Raw genomic sequence first — 22181 nt, forward strand, 5'->3', positions numbered from 1 at the left:
CAAGGATCGGGGAGTTCATGAGTCGGATGCTCTTTTTTCTGATCAGGATGGGGGCTCGAAAGGTTTAACGACCTTCGAAATCGAGTTTAACGACTTTCATCATCAAGTTTAACGACTTTCGTCATCGAATCTAACGACTTTTTTTGTCGCCTTCAACGACCGAAATCTGCGGCTCGGATCTGCACAAAGCCACCCTCTTTTTTTGTATGATTATCCCCTCTCCGAATGTATAAACATGAGCCCGAAATACTCCGTCTCATGATCCATCAAGGATGGGGTGTGTAATCATCTCTTTTTTCGACACATAGCAAATTTCGAGGCCATGACGAATATTATTCGTTCGGTGTATGTTTTTTTTGTACTTTTGCAGATATTGCCCCCTAAGGTGTGTAAGGGGGGTTAATAATTAACAAAATATTACCAAAGTATTTCTAAAATCTTATCGTTTTTTTACTTCACTTCATTCCAACCCCATTTTTTCCTAACTAAAAGATCTATGGACAAGAGAAAAAGGTCAAACAAGATGGTGATGTCTTTCGCTGCCACGGCATTCGTATTTGCTGTGGGTGTGGGTACGACATTACCGGTATTTTCACAGCAGAGGCCGGCACAGCAGGTACAGCAAGGACTGGTCACTGTAAGAGGGCGAGTGCTCGATCAGAAGAAAGAGCCACTGCCCGGGGCAAAGATTCAGGTCAAGGGCCTGAACTTAGGTACTGTCTCTGACTACAATGGTAACTTTTTGCTGAGACGAGTACCCATGGGAGCCACTTTGGAGGTGTACTTCGTCGGCATGAAGCCCGGGACTGTCAAGGTCAAAGGCGAGGATGTCATCGAAGTCATTCTCAAAGAAGATAAGACAGAGCTATCCGAGGTCGTCGTCACAGGATATAGTGAGATCCGAAAAGACCGTATGACAGGTAGTGCATCGACCATCAACTCTTCGGAGTTCAAGAACCTTGATGTCAAGTCCATGGATCAGATCTTGAAAGGTGCGGTGTCGGGTGTCACCACATACACTTCGGGACGTCCCGGAGAGACAGCGAAGATACGTATCCGTGGTGCAAACTCCCTCACGGGCAACACCGAGCCTATATGGATCATCGACGGGATGCCGATGCAGGGTGAGCCTCCCAAGGCTTCCAACGGATCGTCGTTGGAAGAGATGCTCTTCCAAAACGGTATCGGCAACATCCCTCCCGATGATATCGAATCGATAAACATCCTCAAGGATGCTGCGGCTTCGGCTATCTATGGTGCACGTGCTGCCAATGGTGTGATCGTCGTCAAGACAAAGCGTGGGGCAGAGGGTCCCACGAGGTTCAACGTGACAGCTCACTTCGGACTCGTAGAAAGACCTCAGAACACACTTCCTCTCATGAACTCGGAACAGAAGATCCGCTTCGAGAGAGAGGTCTTCCACGACACCGACGACAGCTCGATCGGACGAGCAGCCGACATCTACTATCGCATCGGAAGGGGTACCCTCTCTGCGGCCGAAGGTGAGGCAGAGCTTGCAAGGATGGCACGTACGAACACCAATTGGTTCAGAGAGATATACCGTCCGGCCTTCAGCACACAGATCAGCATGAGTGCTTCGGGTGGTAGCACCAAGACAAGACACTACACTGCGATAAACTTCTCTGACGAAAACGGTACGGAGTACAACAACAACCACAAGAGATTCCGCTTCTCAAGCAAGGTCGACTACTCTCTCTCCAGCAAGCTTGAGCTACAGACAGACATCGCTGCGACCTATGTACAGGACAGACGCTCGGCATCGGCCATAGGATCGCTTCAGTACGCCCTGAGGGCCAATCCCTATGAGACCCCCGACGGCTACGATATGAGCTACCTCCTCAGCTCCCGATACAGTGCCATCTCTCCGGGTCTGAGATGGAAAAAGCTGAACGTGATGTCGGAGATCATGAACAACACCGACTACACCAGACGTATAGAGCCTCAGCTCAATACCCGACTCAAGTGGGACACTCCCCTCGAAGGCCTTACGGCAATGGTTCATGGTACTGTAAATGCTTCTGTATCGGTGTCTCGCAAGGAAATACAAGAGAACACTTACACAAGCTTCAGCTCGAACTGGCTCCAATCCCTCTATGGGATCTCTGAAGAGCAGGCAAGAGGATCTCTCCAAGAGGCTTCCTATGCGTCGAACAGCTATACGATGCGAAGCACCCTCCAATATGTCAAGGACTGGGACTCTGCGCACAACATCGACTTCATGGCGGGCTCTGAGATCTCTCACATGATCGGTTACACTTCGGGTGTCACATTCCCTACGTTCGACAAGACCCACAGAGTGATCGGCTACCCCGAGCTGACAGATGACATAGAGGTCAAAAACATCAACTTCAAAGCACTCGGCTCTACCGGTCGTTTCGAGAGCAAACTGGCATCTCTATTCCTCTCCGGTAGCTACTCTTATCTCGACAAATATATCTTGAGCGGATCTGTCAGATACGACGGTTCGAACGTCATCGGCAACCAAAATCAGTTCACTCCACTATGGAACGTCTCCGGACGCTGGAATGTGCACAGAGAGTCTTTCTTCAAGAAGAATGACATCGTCAACGCTCTCTCTTTGCGATTCGGCTATGGATACACAGGTAGCATCGACAAGAATGCACTTCCGTTCGTGGTGATGTATGTCGACGAAAATGTCCTATACGACGGACAGAAGATCCCATCGAACTTCAACTACGCAAACCCCAGCATCAAGTGGCAGACCAAGCAGGACTTCAACCTCGGTGCTGAGATCAGCGCACTAAGCAACAGACTTAGACTCAATGTCAACTATTACAACAACAGAGTCTTCGACCTGCTTGACTCACGCCACCGCCCTCTGTCTTCGGGGGTAAGCCGTATCACCGAAAACGTCGCAAACCTGACCAACAGGGGTTGGGAATTTGACCTCTCGGGTACGATCATCGAGTCGGGCAAGTTCAGCTGGTCTGCTCAAGCCAACTTTGCCATAAATGAAAATAAGGTGACCGTCACCGGTTACAAGTCCCTTGCCGACATCCCTTCAGGATACCGTGGTACAGGATACGAAAACAACGCTCTCTTCGTGGAAGGCTATTCGACAGGCGAATGGTTTGGTTACAAGTTTGCAGGCATCGATCCGGGCACAGGACATACACTGGCTTACACCAAGGATGGCGAGACTCAGGACATGGACCTCATCAGAGGCGACAGTCAGGAAGTCAAGACACCTGAGTTGAGATCTTTGGGTGTATTTGACCCACCGTTCTCAGGAGGTTTCTCGACATCATTCACTTGGGACAGACTCGTACTGTCGATGAGTATGGAGTATCAAGGTGGCCATCACATCCCATCGTTCAGTACCTTCGGCTCTTTCACTCCATACAACAGAAGTATAAACGATGAGTACAGATGGCGTGGAGTCGGAGACATCGCTCCATTCCCTGCGATGACACAGTATGCACAGGCATACGGTAGTTTCCTCTTCGACAGACACCTTGAGAGAGGAGACTACCTACGCTGTACGTACCTCACGTTGGGTTACAATCTGCCCACACACTTCTTGAAGATGATCGGGCTTGAGTCTGCAAGACTTTCTCTGACAGCGAACAACCTCTTCACCATTACCGGCTACAAGGGTCTCGACCCGGCTCTTAGAGGCAGCACCGGTGGTTATCCTGCTTCACGCAGATACTCGTTGTCTCTCAACATTAGTTTATAACCCCATTAGACGATTTACCTGAAATGAATATCAAAAAGCTTGCTATTTACAGCTTATATTTATGTTTTTTCATCCTTTCCTTTGGCTTTACAGGATGTAAGAAGTTTCTGGAGGTGAAGCCAACGAATGAGTTGACAATATCCACATACGATGACGTCAAGGCGCTCTTGGGGGCACATCTGAAAAGCTTTTATACGGGTATAAACTATCTTAGTCGCTCTGGTATAAGTCCGTTTTATAAGGATAATACCGATGAATATCTTTACGCTCATCTCTATAGTGATGACTTTGATATTAACCAGTATATGAATTTTTTGACCCAAAACTACAGTGCGGACTTTCTTCCATGCCTTAAGTGGGATCACGAATTTGCGCCTGGGAAAATTTGGGAATCATATTACAAAAGCATCGGGTTTTACAATATGATCTTGTCAGAGCTCCGGAAGAACTCTTCAGGAGACAAAGAGAGAGACGAACAAATCGCAGCAGAGGCAAAGATCCTCCGTGCATGGTACTTTTTCCGCCTCATGCAGTACTTCATGCCATACAATGAGGCTCAGCTCGGCTTGCCACTCAACACCGACCCCGATGCCGTCGGATCATACGACAGCAGGAGAAAGACACAGGCTGAGAACTATGACTTCCTGATCTCTGAACTCAACGAAGTGCTCAGCTACTCATTCAAGGTGAGAAGCGAGTACAATATCTTCTACGACGAGCGTATAGCACACGCTCTCCTTGCACAGATCTATCTGCACAAAGGGGGATCGGGTGCAAAACAGTCGGACGACTACGACAAGGCCATCCTCCATGCCAAGAAGGTACTCGACAGCGGATTGAACTACACCATCCTCCGTCCGGTATTGCCGACATCTGCCGACAGTCCACAGATCTTCGGCAGTACGACAAAGAAGAAGCATGCCCTATTCGTCGCTATTCAGAGCACCAACGAGATGGAATATGTCTGGGGAGTCCCCTACTACGAGATCCCCCAATATCCGTCCAAGGAGCTACTCGAACTTTTTCAGCCCAACGACAAACGCTATAAGAGGAACTTCAGAGAGTTTGATAAAGGGCTCGGAGTCGTGAAATATGAGGCGACATTCATATACTCTTATTCAATGTACGAGTTCTTTACCGCAGCTGAGATGAAGCTAATCATCGCCGAAAGCTATGCAAGAAAAGGCGATGAAGCCTCTGCGCTGAGAGAACTGACAGAGTTTGCATCAAGCAGATATGAGGGTTACCAACGAAATGAGTCTAAGACAGTCCTTCAGAACATCTTGGACGAGCGTCGCAGAGAGTTCTGCTTCGACTTCACCATGCGTTGGCTCGATCTCACAAGACTTCAGACCGGCTTCAAGCGATCTCTCAGAAGAGCAGGGCAGGAGGATCAGGTATTTGAGATAAAGGACAATGACCACCACTTCTGTATGCCTATCCCCAACAAGGAAGAGCGAATCGAGAATCCCATCCCTCAAAATCCGGGATGGACAGGTTTTTAAAATAATAATCTTGCACATATTATGAATTATATGAAAATAGTGAATCGGACTATATGGAGTCTATCCTTATGTATAGTTGTCTTGGTTTCTTCCTCTTGCAAAGGACAAAGTGAAGATTTTAGACTGGAAAGAGCAAGCACAGATTTGATTACTCGTATAGAACTTTCTCCCAATGGCCCTGTGCTATTGAGGGACGGCAAGGCACAGTTGAGTTTCTATGTCAGAGGATATTACTCCAAAGATGGAGATAAAACAAACGAAAGAGTATTTCAGGCCGATAGGATTCCCCTCAATGAGATCAAGATCGAAGCATCAGATGGGCAAACGTTCAAGGCTGATGAATTATTCTCCACGACTTCGAAGGATGATGAAATAACTTTCAAAGCGACTTTCGGTGAGATTGAGGCAAATCCGGTGACTGTGACACTCAAAGATGTTCCTACTGAAGCTCTGCCGAAAATCAGAGTTCCGGTTGTTATCAAAGCTCTTTACGCTCCTATGGAAGCTCACTATACGACAGCGTTAAATGAGAAGGTGATCGAGCAGGTGCTGGAGCGAACCAATAAGGTTTTCTCCAATCAATTCTTCAAGGCTCCGAGTAGTCGTGACTCAGGTATGGAGTTCTACCTCCATGATTTCCAAAAGGTAGATCTCTCTGAAAGTGAAAGTTTGGATATGAAGGCATATATAAAAAAGAACCAAATGGTGGATGTGGATAAGTATCTGACGGTTTGGATCACGGCTCGTAGCAAAGGGTTAGCCCCTTCAAAAGTTGCTCCGGCTTATACACTTGGCAATCCCGATGATATCCCCGGACTTAACCTATGGAAGATCGATAGTGCCGATGAACTTGACGGAAATATCGACCCGATCAATGCCGGTATCGTAATAAGCTACAGAGATTTTTATCAAAGTATATCGGGTCCGGAAGGAGGACGATTTGAGCAACAAGTGGGACGTTTTTACGGACTTCTTTCTACTTCTACAGATTCTGCCGGTGAAGAAGAGGATGTCGATTACTGTCCCGATACTTATACTTACCTCAAAGGCGAGATCAAGAGACTCAAGTCGACACCACATAAAAAAAATCAACGACCCTTCCTCTATTACTCATACAACATCATGGACGACTACTCATCCTGCTTCACCATATCCGTGGATCAGGTCGAGCGTATGCGTAAGGTGATCAAGGACTGTCCATATCGCCAGCAGGGGTTGAACAACTAATATCACCCCTCACATGGCCTGACTTATCTCAGCCACTAAGGACAAGAGCCGTATGGTAGCACTTCTACCATGCGGCTCTCGTTTTTTGATAAGGCAAGTCTTCCTCCCCCAACCCCTTCAAATTCAACGTGAACTCAATAAAAAACAACACTCTGTTCATTACCTCATTTGACTACCTGAATGATCCTTTTGAATTGCTGACATTACTTTCATGTAGCTGTTACGAGACTCTGAACCCGAACGATTTAAAAGTTGACTTTTATGATCATCTTATAAAATATAAAAAGAATCAGCTTACAGATTTTTTTTAATAACATATTTCCTTACTTCCGCCTGGTATTATTTAAGCACCCCAAACACTTTTTTAAAACACCCGGGAATATCATCAAGAAATAATAAATTTCAACGCTATTAAGATGAAGGCTAGCAAAAAATAACATTAACTTATATTGCAGCACGACAAGCCTACAATTAACTTCTTTTCAAAGAAGGCATCGTCGACTTTAATTAATTTTGCAATACAATTATAATAATTAAACCTATAGATTAAAACTATGCACTTTAAACACTCAAAACAATTGGTGCGATGGGTAGCCTTAGGGGTATTCTCCTTGCTCTTCGGAGGGCAACTATCAGCACAGAACATAAAAGGAGATAAAAAGCCGGCCTCCTCAAATACTCAACAGTACACAGTATCTCTCAAAGGTGTCGTTGTGGACAAAAAAGGAGAGCCCCTTATCGGTGTGACAGTACGTATCAAGGGGACCAAACTAGGATTCCGTACCAATATCAATGGAGAGTTTTTATTCAAAGGAGACTTGCCTACGCCTACGCCCACGCTCATATTGTCCTATATGGGCTACCAAACGAAGGAAGTGCAGGTGTCGTACAACACATCAAACAAGATAGTCCTTGAGGAAAATACTCAACTGCTCAACGAAGTTGTCATCACCGGTATCTTCCAACGCAAAAAAGAAGGATTTACAGGGTCAGCCAATACGATGACCGGCAAGGAGATAACACAGATGACCTCCGGAAATGTACTCAAGGCAATCGAACTTCTTGATCCAGGCTTTCGACTTGGAAGCAACCTCACTGTCGGCTCCAATCCTAGTGGACTTCCCGACTTTAACCTCCGAGGCAAGTCCAGTATGGGGGACTATTCGACAGACGAAAAGGTTATCCTCAGAGGAGATGTCGATACACGCCCTAATCAGCCACTCTTTGTCCTCGATGGTATCATTGGTGTAAGTGTCACAAAAATCATAGATCTAGATCCTACATTGATAGAGAGTGTAACAATCCTTAAGGATGCTGCAGCGATGGTGCTATATGGATCACGAGCTTCAAACGGAGTGGTGGTCATCGAGACCAAAGCTCCAGTAGGAGGGGCTCTAAGAGTGACGTACTCAGGCAACTACAAAGGCCTGGTACCGGATCTTCGCGATTACAACCTCGTCAACGCAGCAGAGAAACTTGATATTGAGAAACGTGCAGGCGTATATAACGAGAGTTACAAAGCTCTTCAGTCACAAGGCATACTCGAAGATTTAAAGCACAAAGAACTGGAGGTTCTACGTGGCGTCAATACTTACTGGCTATCAGAACCTGTACGTCCGGTATTCAACCATCGCCATGCCTTGAGCATTGAGGGAGGAGACAATGCTCTAAGATATAAAATCTATGCAGGACTCAATGACGCTCCGGGGGTAATGAAATACACCGGTGTATATGGCAAAAGTGGAAGCATAGACATCCGATATCGAAAAGGCAAAATATTGTTGAGTAATATCTTATTCTTGGATCAGAGCAACTCGGATCGCACGTCTCGTTATGGTAGTTTTGACGACTATGCAAGACTCAATCCTTACTATCGTAAGTATGACACCCATGGCCAAATCCCTCGTCTCCTTGAGACAGCCACATACAAAGATGGTGTACAGTATGGTCGTATCATAGACAACCCTATGTACAATACTCTGCTCAATACCTTCGATCGCAACGAAGCCTTTGACGTTCGTAATGCATTGAAGATCGAATACCTACCTTTGGAGAGTATAAGAGTATCTCTCGATGCAACTATAAGCAGAGGTCTGTCTGAAAACAGTGCATTCAAACCAGCCCAGCATGGAGACTTCGTAGCCATTCACGATATTAAAAGCAAAGGCTCTTTCGTATGGAACAGAACACAGAGGAAGGGTTATGATGTGAGTTTGACGATGAGTTACAACAATATGTTTACCAATAAGCATTTCATCTCTAGTTTCGCCCACTTCAATATCAAAGAAGATTTGTTGCATACCATAGGGATACATCAAACAGGTTTTCCTAACGAGTATATGGATGAAGTATTTCTTGGTGCAATGACTAAAGGATTGTCCGGAGACGAGCGGACTTCTCGCTCTTTTGGGGTATTGGCTACGGTAAGTTATACCTACGATCAACGTTACGCCTTAGATGCCAATATACGTGTGGACGCATCTTCGGAGTTTGGTGCCAATAATAGATTTGCTCCATTTTGGTCTGTCGGTTCAAGATGGAATATCGAGAAGGAATCCTTCTTGAAAGACTCCTCATGGATTAGGGAACTCGTTCTTAGGGCGAGTTACGGTATCACAGGGACACAGGGCTTCACTCCTTATCAAGCGTTGCAAATGTACTCTTACAATGGTCTATCTCGCATCTATGACAGTTCTGATGTAATCGGATCGCAACTTATAGGCTTAGGTAATCCCTACTTGAAGTGGCAGACTACCTCTGCTCTGAATATAGGCCTCGACTTCAATCTCTTTAATGGGATTCTCAGCGGACGACTAGAATATTACGACAAGTATACCTACAATACTATTCTTCCCCTTACGATAGCTCCGTCAATAGGATTTACGACTATTTCCGAAAATCTTGGGAACATCTCCAACAAGGGTGTCGAAGCAACTATCCGTGTCATGCCAATCAATATTCCTTCGCAACAGCTAAATCTCAACATTGTGGCTACCGCAAGCCACAACAAAAACAGAATAGCGAAAATATCCAACGCTTTGAAGGCAAGTAATGAGGAAGTATTGAGACGTGATAAGCGAGGGAATAGTCGTCCTCTACCACGATATGAGGAAGGGTATTCGCAATCCATGATATGGGCGGTGCGCTCACTTGGCATTGATCCTCAGACAGGAGAAGAGATATTTCTAACCCGTTCAGGTGAACGTTCCTACAGATGGGATCCCGTAGATATGGTACCTGTCGGAGATACCGAACCTAAGGTTACGGGGGTAGTCAGTTTAAATCTTAACTGGAGAGGGCTTAGTCTGTCTTTGGCATCACGCTACTCTTACGGGGGTATGCTATACAACTACACTCTCGTCGATAAAGTCGAAAATGCTGATTTGCGATACAATGTAGACAAACGAGCCTACACCGAACGTTGGAAAAAAGCAGGTGATGTATCTCGCTTCAAAGCTGTAAATATACAAGGAGCCAATACAAAAGCATCGACACGATTCTTGATGAAGAATAATGAAATAGTATTCAATGTCATCAACGCTCAATATCGATTTGATACTGAACAACTCCCTATGCTCAAAAAGATGGGTTTGACAGCAGCATCCATAGGCATGCATTTGGAAGACTTGTTTAGATTCTCAACCATCAAAATCGAAAGAGGCACTACATATCCTCTTGCTCGGCAAGCATCAATGTCTCTCAATCTAACATTCTAAATATAATTATAGTATTATGAAAAAGATAACCATAATAATACTCAGCACACTTCTATTCTTCTCTTCCTGTACGAAGTGGTTGGAAGTGGAACCTAAATCCAATGTTAAAGAAGAGCGTATCTTCAAACATGAACAAGGATTCAAAGAGACTCTCACCGCAGCATACATTAAGATGAGCGCATCTAATCTCTATGGTAAAGAGCTAACATATGGATTTATCGATATGCTTGCACAAAGGTATGTGATGTCCGAGGATAGACCTCTCTTCTTCCTCAATCGTCCAGACTTCTACTCATTTGTAAGTGGCACGACACAAAAGGACAATTACACTAACAGATTCTGGCATGAGTCATACAATATCATTGCCAATATCAACAACCTAATAAAGAATATCAATACCAAAGGGCAAGTCATCACCACTCCCGGACTCAAAGATATTATCCTTGGTGAGGCTTTAGGATTGAGAGCATTTTTGCACTTTGACCTCTTAAGGATGTTCGGACCTATATATAAAGACAACCCTCAGTCTCCATCAATACCTTATCGTCTTACTTTCGATAGACAGACACGTCAACTTCTCCCAGCGACAGAAGTTCTGGATCTGATTTTAGCCGACTTAGTCAAAGCAGAAACTCTGCTCAAAAATGACAAAATGGAGATTAACTATGCACTCGAAGGAATCCCTGAAAATCCGTTCTTAACAAGAAGATCAAAACGAATGAACAAATATGCCGTCAAAGCCTTGATGGCTCGTGTATATCTCTACAAAGGAGACATCGCAAATGCAAAGGAAAAAGCACAAGAGGTTATCAATGCCAAAAGAAACGATGGCTCAAAGATCTTCACTTTTGTTACTAATAACGCAAAAGATCATCTTCTTTCTAACGAACTGATATTTGCTCTCAGCATGGACGATAAAGTCTTCCCTACAACTGTCCTAAATGAGTTTTTACCGTCTAAGTTTTCGCACACAACAGCAGGTGACCGTGATCGTCTTCACGAAATCTTTGATGTAGAAGTCGATGGTATCAATGACATCAGGATGAGAGAAATCGGTGGATTTACTATCTCTGCAGGATATTGCGTAACACAGAAATATATGCAAGACAATTACTCTTTGGCACTCAACAATACAATGCCACTCATCCGATTGGCAGAGATGTACTATATCTTGGCAGAAGCATCAGATGACTTGAAAGAAAGTGCTCGACATCTCTCAAAAGTACGCAAAGCAAGAGCCCTAGAGACCCTTGAGACATTCGATTCTCCTGAGACTAAACTATTAAACATAGAAAAAGAGTATCGTAAAGAATTTTACGCTGAAGGACAGTTATGGTTCTTTTATAAAAGGCATGGATACAAGACATTTCAATTCTGTCCAATACAGGATATGAAGGAACACAATTACAGATTCACCATACCTGATGATGAGATAACTTTTGGTAATATAGATAAATAAGAATTGACTTTATGAAACGACAATATAAACTACTGCTCTTGCTATGTGCAACCTTATGTTTGTTGCACGCCTGCAAAGAAGAAAATGTGGAAACTTTCTCTGGAGATACAGGTGTAGTCTTCAAAAGTTTCGGTGGTGTAGACATAGACAACGATGACTTTGAGGTCAATATCAACCTATTCGAGTACTTTGCTAAGCAACAGTTTGGATATCCTTTAGAGAAGTTTGAAATACCTGTCAAACTATCCATAGAAGGCCATACTCCCACAAAACGCCTAAGGGTGAAAGTCATCGCACAAACGGTCAAGAACACGGAGCCGATGAAAATGGAGATTCCGGATGTCTACTTCGAACCGGGGAAGAATTCGACTGAGTTTAAACTAAGAATTTTATCCTTAGATAAATATGATGTACTTATGGGAGCAAAGATTGCTATTGACTATGCTGAGAGTGATGTCGTTGCTGGAGTCAAAGGGAGACAAGATGTGCGACTAACGATCATAGATCAAGCAGTGAAAACACACGAAAGAGCCAGACAATTTACGGAAGAGGACTTCTTAGATTCCTTTGAAAAGCATTTGGGCAAGTATGGGCCTGTGAAGCATCGCTTTTTAGTCTCTATACCTCCTATCCAACAAATACCATTCATAGACCGTGTGGTGTACAGTCATATATATCCTGACCAGAAGGAATACGGGCTTGAAGGAGCTTTGCCTGAGTTCAAGAAAAAGCTCGCAGAGTACAATACCACTCACCCTGAGACTCCCCTCAAAGAACCAGATGGTTCGCTTGTGACCCTTCCAGAAGTAATGTCGGGCAATACTCAAGAGTGAAGCCTATCATATTTGATTTTTATTTATACCTGAAGTATTATGAAAGAAAAAAGAATACTACCTCTCTTCGTTTCTATACTCCTTATGTCTTCTGCTTGCTATAAGGATAAAGGGAACTATGATTATGACGAAAACATCCTCGATATATCTGTCACACTGGAGCAACAGTATGTGTATAAGAAGGAAAAAACAGACTTTTACTGCACTATCACCCCTACTATAGACACCTATGGACAGGCGAAAGAACTGAAATACGAGTGGTTCATCTCTAAGAACGATCAAGAGAAAGGGACTGCCATTGGTACGGATAAGTCTGTGACCATTCACTTCAACCCTAATTCTGAAGACCCTAATGATCAGTTGGGATCGGAATATACCGTGCGACTATATGTCACAGATATGACTACAAAGGCACAGACTTTGCGCTTCACTACACTCCGCCTCATTGACCCTTATACCGCATCTTGGGCGGTCTTGCACGAGACAGATGGTCATGCTGAAATAGGCACTGTCGAATATCATGCTGGAAAATACATCATCCAACATGACACCTATACTCAAGAAAATGGGACCTCACTAAAAGGGAAGCCCCTACATCTTGGTGTCAGACAGATAAGTACCGAACCATTTATGGACTATTGGTTGTTTTCTTTTCCGTCACAGTTGTATCTCTCTACTACGGAGCTCTCTGAAGGGGGATTAATTGCTCCGGGCGAAAAGTTCAAAAACTTCAAACCGTGGCAGAAACTAATAAATGTCGAAGAAATAAATAACTTCGATCCAGCCAAGATTGTCGGCAGTGGAGCTGGAGATACTGGCTATGCTATGGCATCTAATGGGAATATCTTCCACAACAATTATTACAGCCCGGTGATGTACCAAGCAGTACCAGATCCTGCCTCTGTCTCTGGACCTGTGTATATAACCAAGTTTGGCGTATGCACAAATGCCGGTGTAGGGTATGATGAAAAGGGGCTTCGCTTCCTTGCTGTCGATATGACTAAAAACTTTTGGGACGAACAAGAAGCCCAAAATCCGCCCTCTGTCAGGTTAACAATGATGCCAATCAGAGAACATGAAGGAAATGCTAAAAGTCCTAATAAGATCCCCAAAGGATATCGAGCTGTGTCAATCTTCCCAGGATATCAATATGGGAAGAGCGGTATGGCAACATTCCAGCAATATCAACTCTATGCCTATCTCATAAGCCCGGATAGCAGCCTTGTATATACGATACGCGGACGTGAACTATCATCCGCTATCGAAGCACCCATCTCGGGAGCTTACCGATTTCCTAAACCCCAAAGCATCAATGAGAACACCCGAATGACCTCTGGACATAATTATGCCAACATTATATTCTATGTGGATGGGAACAAGGTTTACAAACACAACATTGTGAATGGACAAAATACCGTCATCTACGAGCACGAAGATTCCAATGCTCAAGGTGTAGATATACGTATGGCCGTGGAAGCTTATATAGATAGACCAGAGATTATGAAACAAATCATCGAAACCGATCCAGATCGACTCCTTGGTATAGCTTTCAACATACAAGACAAGGGCGAACTCGTAGTCCTTCATCTTGATAATACCGGAAGTGTCGAAGAAAGTAAATGGGCTTATGACAATGTACAAGTCCATAAAGGTTTTGGACCTATCAAATCTGTAGTATTTATTTAAATCAATATTCAAGAATAATGAAACGTTTCATATTTTCAATACTCTGCTCAGCCTTCCTTTTCACGGCTTGTATGCATGAAAAAATAAAAGGCATAGTCCTCGAAGGGGAAATACAGGGTGTAGAGACTTCCGAAATCATCATAGGCAAAGCTGTCCATCAAGCCTATGACCAAGTCTTTCCGATAGATACCATACATGTTCGTGAAGGTAAGTTCACGTACACTGTTGACAGTTTGCCATCGGGTGTTTATGGTTTCTATGTCGTCACTGATACACCAACCAACAATGCCATTGTATATGCATTCCTCCAACAGGGCAAGACAAAGGTAGATATCTCTCTATCCTCTCACCGGTTTCTTACTATCAAAGCTTCTGGCACTCCACTGGCCAATGAGTATCAAGCATTTTCGGATGAGCTGTATGTGGCTTCGGAGCGTCAGGTGATAGATTCGTTGGACAATCTCTTCTATCAAGCACGCATAGCTCAAGATGACGATGCGATGGATCGAATCAAATCTATGTCTATCCCATACTATGCGAAGGGAGACGAGTCTAAAAAGTCCTTCATAAGGGATATCACCGCTCGTCAACTCAAAAACCCATTGGGTATATATTTCTACTATAACGAAATATTTTTGAAGAAGTCTCATACAACACTCGATGACATCAATAGGGTAAAGGATGAAATAAACTCTTTTGATGCAGAGGCGAAGAGCACATTCTACTATACTCTGATGAACGACCGTCTCATAGAAGCTGAAAAAAGTGTCGTCGGTGCTATCGCTCCCGAAATATCGGGAATAGATAGTAATGGTCACTCTATAAAGTTGTCGGACTTCCGAGGCAAATATGTCCTTTTGGACTTTTGGAGCAGTGGCTGCTCTTGGTGTAGAGCAGAAACACCCAACATCCGAAAGGCTTACGAAGATAATAAAAACAAAAAACTCGTAGTCTTGGCGGCTTCCCTCGATATGAACGAAGAAGATTGGATCAAGGCAATGAAAGAAGATAACTTGACATGGCCTTCACTATTAATGCCTTATGAGGAGATCAAAGCAATGAATACCATGTACAATGTGCAGGGGATTCCTCTCATTCTTCTGATTGACCCGAATGGTCGCATCATAGAGCGTGACATGCGAGGTCCTCGTATCTATGAAGCCGTAGCAGAGTATGTAAAGTAAGTATACAATCCTATGTGACAAGCGAAAAAGAGATGGTAGTTACCATCTCTTTTTTTGCATCAAACTTTACCGAAAGTCAGAGGTGTTATTACCTTATTCTGCCTTGAGATGAGGGAATATTGAACAAATCGGGGGAGTTATTTTTTATAGAAAATATGACCACCAATGGTCAATAGGTAAGTTCAAACGAAAAAGAAATTTCAAAAAAGATTGATTAAGATGGCAAACTATGTAATCCACAAAGCAGACACACGAGGTAAGGTAAACTGGGGCTGGCTACAATCGGCTCACACATTTAGCTTTGGCAACTATTACAACCCTGAGCGCATGAACTTTGGCGTACTACGCGTGATCAATGACGACACCGTGGCGGCAGGGAAAGGCTTTGACAGACACCCACACGACAATATGGAGATCATCAGTATCCCTCTCGAAGGAGATCTCGAGCACAAGGATACCCTCGGCAATGTTGCGGTGATCAAGCAGGGAGATATCCAGGTCATGAGTGCGGGGACAGGCATCCAGCACAGCGAATACAATAGAAACAGCGATCGCTTGACAAAGTTTCTACAGATATGGATCTTCCCCAACAAGAGAAATGTCGCTCCCCGATACGATCAGATGACTATGAATATCGATGGGATGAAGAACAAGTTCCAACAAATCCTTTCGCCCAACGCAGATGACGAAGGGGTATGGATACACCAAAACGCTTGGTTCCACCTTGGCAAGTTTGACCAAGGCGTATCATCCGAATACAACATCAAGTCCAAAGGCAACGGTGTCTATGCGTTCGTCATCAGCGGTAAAGCGACCATATCAGGGCAAGCCCTCTCGACAAGAGACGGATTTGGGATCTGGGATGTAGACAACTTGTCTATCATATCCGATGCCCCCGACACTCAGGTGCTACTGATGGAGGTTCCTATGACCCTATAAAGCCCCCTCAACAAACAAACCCTATAAAAACAGACAAGAAAAAAAATGGAAAAAAACAAAGACTTAGGATTTCTGATCATGCGCCTCTCGGTGGGTATCATGATGCTTCTACACGGTATCGCAAAACTCATCGGAGGGATTGAACCCATCCAGGGAATGGTTGCGGCAAAAGGCCTACCTACATTTATCTCTTACGGAGTATTTGTTGGAGAAGTGATTGCACCGCTCCTGCTCATCATTGGATTTAGGACAAGACTTGCAGCCCTTGTGTTTGTACTCAACTGTATTGCGATCATATGGCTCGGCGGTCACTCTGTCGTGAGCTTGGGTCAATACGGTGGTTGGGCAGCAGAGCTCCCCGGACTATTCCTATTCGGAGCACTTGCACTCTTCTTCACCGGTGGCGGTAAGTACGCAGTATCAAGCAAAGACAAGTGGGACTGATCAGTCTCCCTACAAAAACAATAAAAGAATGGAGTGTCAAGGTCAGACCTTGGCACTCCATCTTTTTTTTGCATACCCGGAAGTTACACTTAACATAGCCCTTCGTGATCATCCCTCGCAGGAAGAGTCTGAAACCCGAACAGATACCGGCCTAAAAAGGGACAACTAACCATACACGCTTGGGGGAGAGCACTACTCGTTAACCTTATCGACCGATAACCTCGTTCGATGGTCAAAATCAAGTTTAACGACTTTCGTCATCGATCTTAACGACCTTCGTTATCGATCTTAACGACTTTTTTTCGGAGGCTATCCGGTAGTGATCTCACTTCGTAGGTAAGAAAGAGCTGATCCGAAGACCGGCTGAATCCTCTAACCACAGCGAAGCGAGTCGCAGACACAGACTTATCGCATCGATAAAAAAAACAGGGTGGGTTACTCTCACAAGAAAGTAACCCACCCTGTTTTTTTATCGATCTATGCGAAGCCCTACTTACTTCACTATGAAGGTCTCAGAAAGAGGGAGCTTCTCCTTACCTTCAGCTTCAGCAAGGGGAGCACCGAAAGGCATCTGTGCACTCAATACCCAAGAAGCATCTACACCTGCCAACGCCTTGATGTCAGAGTCGACCATACCGATGTAGTGCTGGAGGCTTGCACCGAAGCCGAGCATATCGAGACCCATCCATACTGCGTGCTGGTGTGAGCCCTGTACCTGCTGTGCCCAAAGAGGGAAGTTTGCTGCATAAGCAGGGAATGATGCTTGCAGACCTTCTGTCACAGAAGGGACATCGAAGAAGAGGACAGTACCGATACCGCTTGCAAAAGCCTGACGGATCTTGGCTGCTGTATTAGCCTCGTAAGCCTCTTGTCCCATGATTGAGATGAGAGCATCCTCTACGAGTTTCCAGTGTGCAGTGTGAGCTTCTCCGGTGAGAAGGACCATACGTACAGGTTGAGAGTTGAAAGCCGAGGGTACAGTCTGCAAGACATGACCGATAAGGTCCTCGACAGTTTCGCGTGGAGCTACCCATTCAGGGCGAAGTCCGTAGTGAGAGTGACGATGCGCAAGGGCATCCTTTAGCATTTCTATTTTAGTTGTCATATTTCTGATTCAGGCACAATTAGGGTGCCGTACTGAGCATATAACAAATACACACAGAATAATGTTTTTTGATCACACATAATAGATAAAAAAGAAAGATGAGTTGACCCCATCGCGTTTTTCGGACAAAAGGAAGTATCCGAGTCTTCGATACGATGCCGGCACTCTCGAAGATATTTGTCCAAAGCCAAGCTATCTGTGACAGTCGCCAAGAAAGAAAAAGGGTGTGTCGAATCTTTCATTTCGACACACCCTGTTATATATCAGCTTGCACTCAAGGTGCAAAGGCCGTCAGCATCAGAATCTATAACCTACTGAAGCGTAGAAGCTGATGTTCTTCCTATTGCCATTATCGCTGTCCTTGTAGACACTGGTCAAACCGTACTGTGTACCCACACCGAGCATGATCTTGTTCATCTCGACACCTGCGCCGACTTGTACACCGTAGTCAAAAGGCTTATAGACAGGGTCTCCCGAACCGGTGCGACCGGTCTTGAAGAGGTTTGCTTTGGTCTGAAGGTCAACTCCGATGATGTTTTCGGCCAACGACTCCTTGGCAGAGAGACCATAAGCAAGGTATGAACCGAAGTTGACAAATGCGTTGAAAGAGTCAGAGAGGTTAAATCTGCTGTTGAGCAAGATGGGCACATCCACGTACTGGAGTGTAGTCTTTGCGTCCGCTGTCTTGCCTTTGATCGAGAAGTAATTTTTGCCTGCACCCTTCATCGAATAGTTGGCTCCGAGCTGTACGGATAGGTCATAAGTGTCCGAAGTCACGAATGCATAGTCGATAGCGGCACCTATACGGAAGCCATGATGCAACTTAGAGTCCTTGTCACCGGTGAAGTTGGCACCTTGATAACCACCCTGCACAATGAAAGTAGGACGATTCTGTGCCACTGCGGTCATACAGAATAGAGCAAATGCAATAGTCAAAATTTTCTTCATGTTGTTTCTTTTTTTAGATTGTACATTCCCTCGAAAGCGCACAACGCACGCCCCAAGGCTGTTTCAAATCGGCACATCTTGTGATGCACCTGTCGCAAATATAGAGATAAAAGCGATGTTCAAGCCTGAGAGCCGCCCAATATATGTTAAAACACCACGGACACCGCTCCACAGGCTGAGGAAATAAGGTGTTTAGTCGTTGCTACCACCCTTGCGCCAGACAAAAAACAAGATGCCGATAGCCACAAGAGCCAAGACCACCAATACCGCAATCTTGAGGATCGCACTCGAAATCCAGATGATACCCTTCGCAACGAGGAAGAGGAGGGCGATGACAACGATCACTATAAGGGTCCAAAAAGCTTTGTTCAAATCTTCATAACCAAATCAATTTTCAATCATACGTTATTGACGAAGATAATAAAAATCGGCGTATTTTCATAGAAAAGTCTCCCCTCATTATCTCTCTGCATTGCGGATAAAAGAAAAGAGGGCGCGCCAAGACTTCTATTTCGGCACACCCTCTTCGGATGGGATTTCGAGACAAACACAGCAGGATCAGAGGTACCGAGGATGCTCCGAGAGGGAGACCATCGGCCATGCGTCAGATCAATAAGTGTAGTCCCATTCGTATTCGTTGAGGTACTCCACCCTGCGCTCTTTGAGGTGGATGCAGACTTTGCGATAGGCCATGAGACGGAAGTTCTCTTTGATCCGGTCTTTATATTTCTCTTTGAGGGCGGGGAGTTCGTTCGCAAGACTCAGAGGGACCTCGTTGAGAAACTTCCACGTTGAGGTCTCGGAGATCCATTCGACGACAGGGTATTCTTTGTCGAACATCAGCACGTTTATGCGGTTGTCGTCCTCGACCGTCATGAGTCCCCTCATGTACTGATCGACCTGAGCAATACGCTTGGCTGTACGGAGGTTGTACACTTCGAGGGTCACCACATCATCTTCGCCATCACTCAAGATGAGATGGTCACTGACGACATCTTCGACTTCGAGCTCTACACCTTCTATGACAAATGAGGTGAAGTCGGTACTCTTGGCTTGGATCATCAGCGAGTCTATATCATCAGCTCCGTCTCCCGACTTGAGGATACGGAGGTCTTCGTTCTCGAAAGCGATGGTCTGACTTTGGGTGAGTACCGGGAGCTCGACCGAAGTCTCCGATCCGTCATGGGAGTCGGAGCCACTCTTTTGTCCTCCTGCACAGCCGATGAGGGCTGTCGACATCAATAGGATGAAGCCGTGGAGTAGTACGTTCGTTTTCATAGCAAATCTGATTGAAATAAGTGTCACTGCATATAACCCCACTTGTATTCATCGAGCTCTTCTATCCGTCCGCTGTCAAGATACATACGGATCTTACGGTAGGCCATGGCTGTGAAAACAAAGTCCTGCAACTCCGAATCAAGTGCCCTGACCGAAGCCTTGAGGTGCTCGGGGACATCGTTGGAGAATGTCCATTCTCCGGTAGCAGGATCCCACTGAGCTTGGGGATAATCATTTCCGTAAGCATAGAACAGGATCTGATTGTCGTTCTCGACTTCGATGGTAGGGCCACTCATGTACTGTTCAAACTTGCCTGTCATCTTCCCCGTGAGGAGATCAAAAGCTTGGAGTTCACGGATTACCCCTGTGCCTTCACTCAACAAAAGATGACCAGGTGTCTTTGCTTCAAAAGCCAAAAATGCCCATGCCCCTTTGACTTCGAAAGGGGCAAAGCCTGCCCATTTAGGTTGGATAAGAAAGATGGCTTGATCAGTGCCTTCAGGAGTGGCATCAACGATGCGTAGTGTGTCGTCCTCAAACTCCACGAGCTGTCCTTCGGCAAGTTCGGGAAGTGCGACAGCCTGAGCTGTCGAAGCATAGTCAGATCTCTTATTCGTGCCTGTACAACTCACCGCTCCCATGAGCAGTAGGATGGAGACACAGAGGGTCAAAAGCGAATGTTGTCTCATAGTAGTGTTGTCATGTTAATGGTGGATATTTTCTTGTTTGTGTGTCTGTTTCGGTCATTCTTCGTCCAACTCTTCATCGACCTTGGCATCTTGGAGCAGCGAAGAGTTGATGCTCTTGGTCGAGGGTAGCCCCATGCTACGCATCCCCTCCATCTGTCGGATGAGGTTGCCACGTCCCGAGGAGAGCTGTCCGCGCGCTTGGTCGTACGTTTTCTGAGCCTCTTCGAGTTTCTTGCCTATGTTTGCAAAGTTGTCCGAGAAGTTGACGAACTTCTCATACATCTTGTTTGCACTGTCGACGATCTTCTGTATGTTTTGGATCTGAGTCTCTTTACTCCAGAGGTCGTAGAGGATCTTGAGCATCCCGATGAGGTTGGCAGGCCCCATGAGGAGGACTTTCTTCTTGTAAGCCATCTGCCAAAGGTCGCTCTGACCGTGTATGGCGAGGTTGTAAGCCCCTTCGTTGGGGAAGAACATGATGACAAAGTCGGGCGAACTCTCCATATAAGCACTGTAATCCCTCCTGTATAGCTCTTCGATATGGTTCTTGACCGAGTCCAAGTGACGTTTGAGGGCTGAGTTTCGAGCCTCCTCGCCGGTCGCTTCGTGAAACTCGGCATAAGCCGTCAATGACACCTTGGCATCGATGATGACATCCCTCTCTCGGGGGAAGTGGATGATCGCATCGGGGCGCATACGCTGACGGGTCTCATCGTTGGTGAGCTTATTGCCGTGCTCATCGGTGATATACTCCTGCAGTTTGTACTCCCTGCCTTCGGTAAGTCCCGAGTCCTCAAGGATGCGTTCGAGGATGAGCTCACCCCAGTCGCCTTGTACCTTGGACTGCCCACGGAGAGCCTCGGTGAGCGAATTGGCTTGATTGGAGAGGTTTTTACTCTGATCCTGAAGTTCCTTGATGATGTGAGCAAGGGTATGACGCTCTTTGGCCTCGGTCTCGTAGGACTCTGCCACCTGCTTCTTGAACGCCTCTATCTTCTCCTGCAGCGGAGAGAGGATGACCTTGAGGTCCTCTTTTTGCTTCTCTGTGACCTTGTTGCTCTTCTCCTCGATGATCTTCTCTGCTATGAGGCTGAACTCCTTACGCAGCTCTTCTCGTTGTTGCTCCTGCGCTTCGGTCAGTTCGGCCAACTTCCGACGAAGCCCCTCACGCTCCTCACTCACGGTCGCAACAGCTATTCGAGCATCCTCGGTCTTCTTCTGACTCTCCTCCAAAGCCGTGCGTAGGGCACGTGCTTCTTCGTTCATCTCCGACAACCGACTCTGTGCCAACGTCGCCTCCGTACGTACCGAGGAGAGCTCCCGCTCCACCTCATGTAGAGCCGAGAGAGCAGAGTCCGCCAGGGTGTTCTTGCGGACGAAAAGAGAAACCAACACCACAATAATAATCGAAAGGATTGTGATAATAATGTACCAAGCCATAAGACGC

The 22181-nt window shown here is 45.5% G+C and carries 16 protein-coding genes; 10 read left to right on the top strand and 6 right to left on the bottom strand.

The features are described 5' to 3' along the window. Positions 1–496: 496 nt before the first annotated feature. The 10 genes from EL262_RS06490 (at position 497) to EL262_RS06535 (ending at position 16714) form a co-directional block, all read left to right on the top strand. Positions 497–3721 carry a SusC/RagA family TonB-linked outer membrane protein gene (locus tag EL262_RS06490; RefSeq protein WP_078735688.1) on the top strand — a complete coding sequence of 1075 codons (3225 nt, stop codon included), beginning with the start codon at positions 497–499 and terminating at the stop codon, positions 3719–3721. A 23-nt stretch (positions 3722–3744) separates the two neighbouring features. After that, the gene (locus EL262_RS06495) at positions 3745–5226 is read left to right on the top strand and encodes a RagB/SusD family nutrient uptake outer membrane protein (protein ID WP_025837368.1); all 1482 of its coding nucleotides are present in this window, start codon (positions 3745–3747) and stop codon (positions 5224–5226) included. 144 nt (positions 5227–5370) lie between these two features. Continuing rightward, positions 5371–6453, top strand: a complete 1083-nt coding sequence (locus EL262_RS06500; protein WP_036853419.1) for a hypothetical protein — start codon at positions 5371–5373, stop codon at positions 6451–6453. A 554-nt stretch (positions 6454–7007) separates the two neighbouring features. Continuing rightward, positions 7008–10169 (top strand): SusC/RagA family TonB-linked outer membrane protein, encoded by a 3162-nt coding sequence (locus tag EL262_RS06505; RefSeq protein ID WP_078735687.1) that lies wholly within the window; start codon positions 7008–7010, stop codon positions 10167–10169. Positions 10170–10185: 16 nt separating this feature from the next. Next, complete coding sequence (locus EL262_RS06510) at positions 10186–11628, top strand: RagB/SusD family nutrient uptake outer membrane protein (protein WP_078735686.1); 1443 nt, start codon at positions 10186–10188, stop codon at positions 11626–11628. Positions 11629–11639: 11 nt separating this feature from the next. After that, the gene (locus tag EL262_RS06515; protein ID WP_025837361.1) at positions 11640–12461 is read left to right on the top strand and encodes a hypothetical protein; all 822 of its coding nucleotides are present in this window, start codon (positions 11640–11642) and stop codon (positions 12459–12461) included. Positions 12462–12500: 39 nt separating this feature from the next. Further along, complete coding sequence (locus tag EL262_RS06520; RefSeq protein ID WP_078735685.1) at positions 12501–14147, top strand: PKD-like family lipoprotein; 1647 nt, start codon at positions 12501–12503, stop codon at positions 14145–14147. 17 nt (positions 14148–14164) lie between these two features. After that, positions 14165–15331, top strand: a complete 1167-nt coding sequence (locus EL262_RS06525; RefSeq protein WP_036853417.1) for a TlpA disulfide reductase family protein — start codon at positions 14165–14167, stop codon at positions 15329–15331. A gap of 219 nt (positions 15332–15550) precedes the next feature. Beyond that, positions 15551–16270, top strand: a complete 720-nt coding sequence (locus tag EL262_RS06530) for a pirin family protein (RefSeq protein ID WP_025837353.1) — start codon at positions 15551–15553, stop codon at positions 16268–16270. Between the two features lie 45 nt (positions 16271–16315). Next, positions 16316–16714, top strand: a complete 399-nt coding sequence (locus EL262_RS06535; protein ID WP_025837351.1) for a DoxX family protein — start codon at positions 16316–16318, stop codon at positions 16712–16714. Between the two features lie 493 nt (positions 16715–17207). Here the strand turns inward: EL262_RS06535 and EL262_RS06540 are convergent, their stop codons facing one another. The 6 genes from EL262_RS06540 to EL262_RS06565 form a co-directional block, all read right to left on the bottom strand. Further along, positions 17208–17819: a nitroreductase family protein gene (locus EL262_RS06540; RefSeq protein WP_051522664.1), complete on the bottom strand. Its 612-nt coding sequence runs from the start codon at positions 17817–17819 to the stop codon at positions 17208–17210. A gap of 297 nt (positions 17820–18116) precedes the next feature. After that, the gene (locus tag EL262_RS06545) at positions 18117–18767 is read right to left on the bottom strand and encodes a porin family protein (RefSeq protein ID WP_025837348.1); all 651 of its coding nucleotides are present in this window, start codon (positions 18765–18767) and stop codon (positions 18117–18119) included. 192 nt (positions 18768–18959) lie between these two features. Then, positions 18960–19139, bottom strand: a complete 180-nt coding sequence (locus EL262_RS06550) for a hypothetical protein (protein WP_025837346.1) — start codon at positions 19137–19139, stop codon at positions 18960–18962. Positions 19140–19376: 237 nt separating this feature from the next. Continuing rightward, positions 19377–20045, bottom strand: coding sequence for a hypothetical protein (locus EL262_RS06555; protein WP_126464386.1), 669 nt, complete (start codon positions 20043–20045; stop codon positions 19377–19379). Positions 20046–20068: 23 nt separating this feature from the next. Next, the gene (locus EL262_RS06560) at positions 20069–20734 is read right to left on the bottom strand and encodes a hypothetical protein (RefSeq protein ID WP_078735684.1); all 666 of its coding nucleotides are present in this window, start codon (positions 20732–20734) and stop codon (positions 20069–20071) included. A gap of 54 nt (positions 20735–20788) precedes the next feature. Further along, positions 20789–22174, bottom strand: coding sequence for a DNA recombination protein RmuC (locus EL262_RS06565; RefSeq protein ID WP_051522663.1), 1386 nt, complete (start codon positions 22172–22174; stop codon positions 20789–20791). Positions 22175–22181: the final 7 nt, after the last annotated feature.

The organism is Porphyromonas cangingivalis, from assembly GCF_900638305.1.
GTDB lineage: Bacteria > Bacteroidota > Bacteroidia > Bacteroidales > Porphyromonadaceae > Porphyromonas_A > Porphyromonas_A cangingivalis.

Bases quoted from the DNA above. Each gene is read 5' to 3' on its own strand.
- EL262_RS06495 (WP_025837368.1), top strand. From the start codon at position 3,745: ATGAATATCAAAAAGCTTGCTATTTACAGCTTATATTTATGTTTTTTC.
- EL262_RS06510 (WP_078735686.1), top strand. From the start codon at position 10,186: ATGAAAAAGATAACCATAATAATACTCAGCACACTTCTATTCTTCTCT.
- EL262_RS06530 (WP_025837353.1), top strand. From the start codon at position 15,551: ATGGCAAACTATGTAATCCACAAAGCAGACACACGAGGTAAGGTAAAC.
- EL262_RS06560 (WP_078735684.1), bottom strand. From the start codon at position 20,734: ATGAGACAACATTCGCTTTTGACCCTCTGTGTCTCCATCCTACTGCTC.
- EL262_RS06535 (WP_025837351.1), top strand. From the start codon at position 16,316: ATGGAAAAAAACAAAGACTTAGGATTTCTGATCATGCGCCTCTCGGTG.
- EL262_RS06515 (WP_025837361.1), top strand. From the start codon at position 11,640: ATGAAACGACAATATAAACTACTGCTCTTGCTATGTGCAACCTTATGT.
- EL262_RS06555 (WP_126464386.1), bottom strand. From the start codon at position 20,045: ATGAAAACGAACGTACTACTCCACGGCTTCATCCTATTGATGTCGACA.
- EL262_RS06520 (WP_078735685.1), top strand. From the start codon at position 12,501: ATGAAAGAAAAAAGAATACTACCTCTCTTCGTTTCTATACTCCTTATG.
- EL262_RS06505 (WP_078735687.1), top strand. From the start codon at position 7,008: ATGCACTTTAAACACTCAAAACAATTGGTGCGATGGGTAGCCTTAGGG.
- EL262_RS06540 (WP_051522664.1), bottom strand. From the start codon at position 17,819: ATGACAACTAAAATAGAAATGCTAAAGGATGCCCTTGCGCATCGTCAC.
- EL262_RS06525 (WP_036853417.1), top strand. From the start codon at position 14,165: ATGAAACGTTTCATATTTTCAATACTCTGCTCAGCCTTCCTTTTCACG.
- EL262_RS06545 (WP_025837348.1), bottom strand. From the start codon at position 18,767: ATGAAGAAAATTTTGACTATTGCATTTGCTCTATTCTGTATGACCGCA.
- EL262_RS06565 (WP_051522663.1), bottom strand. From the start codon at position 22,174: ATGGCTTGGTACATTATTATCACAATCCTTTCGATTATTATTGTGGTG.
- EL262_RS06490 (WP_078735688.1), top strand. From the start codon at position 497: ATGGACAAGAGAAAAAGGTCAAACAAGATGGTGATGTCTTTCGCTGCC.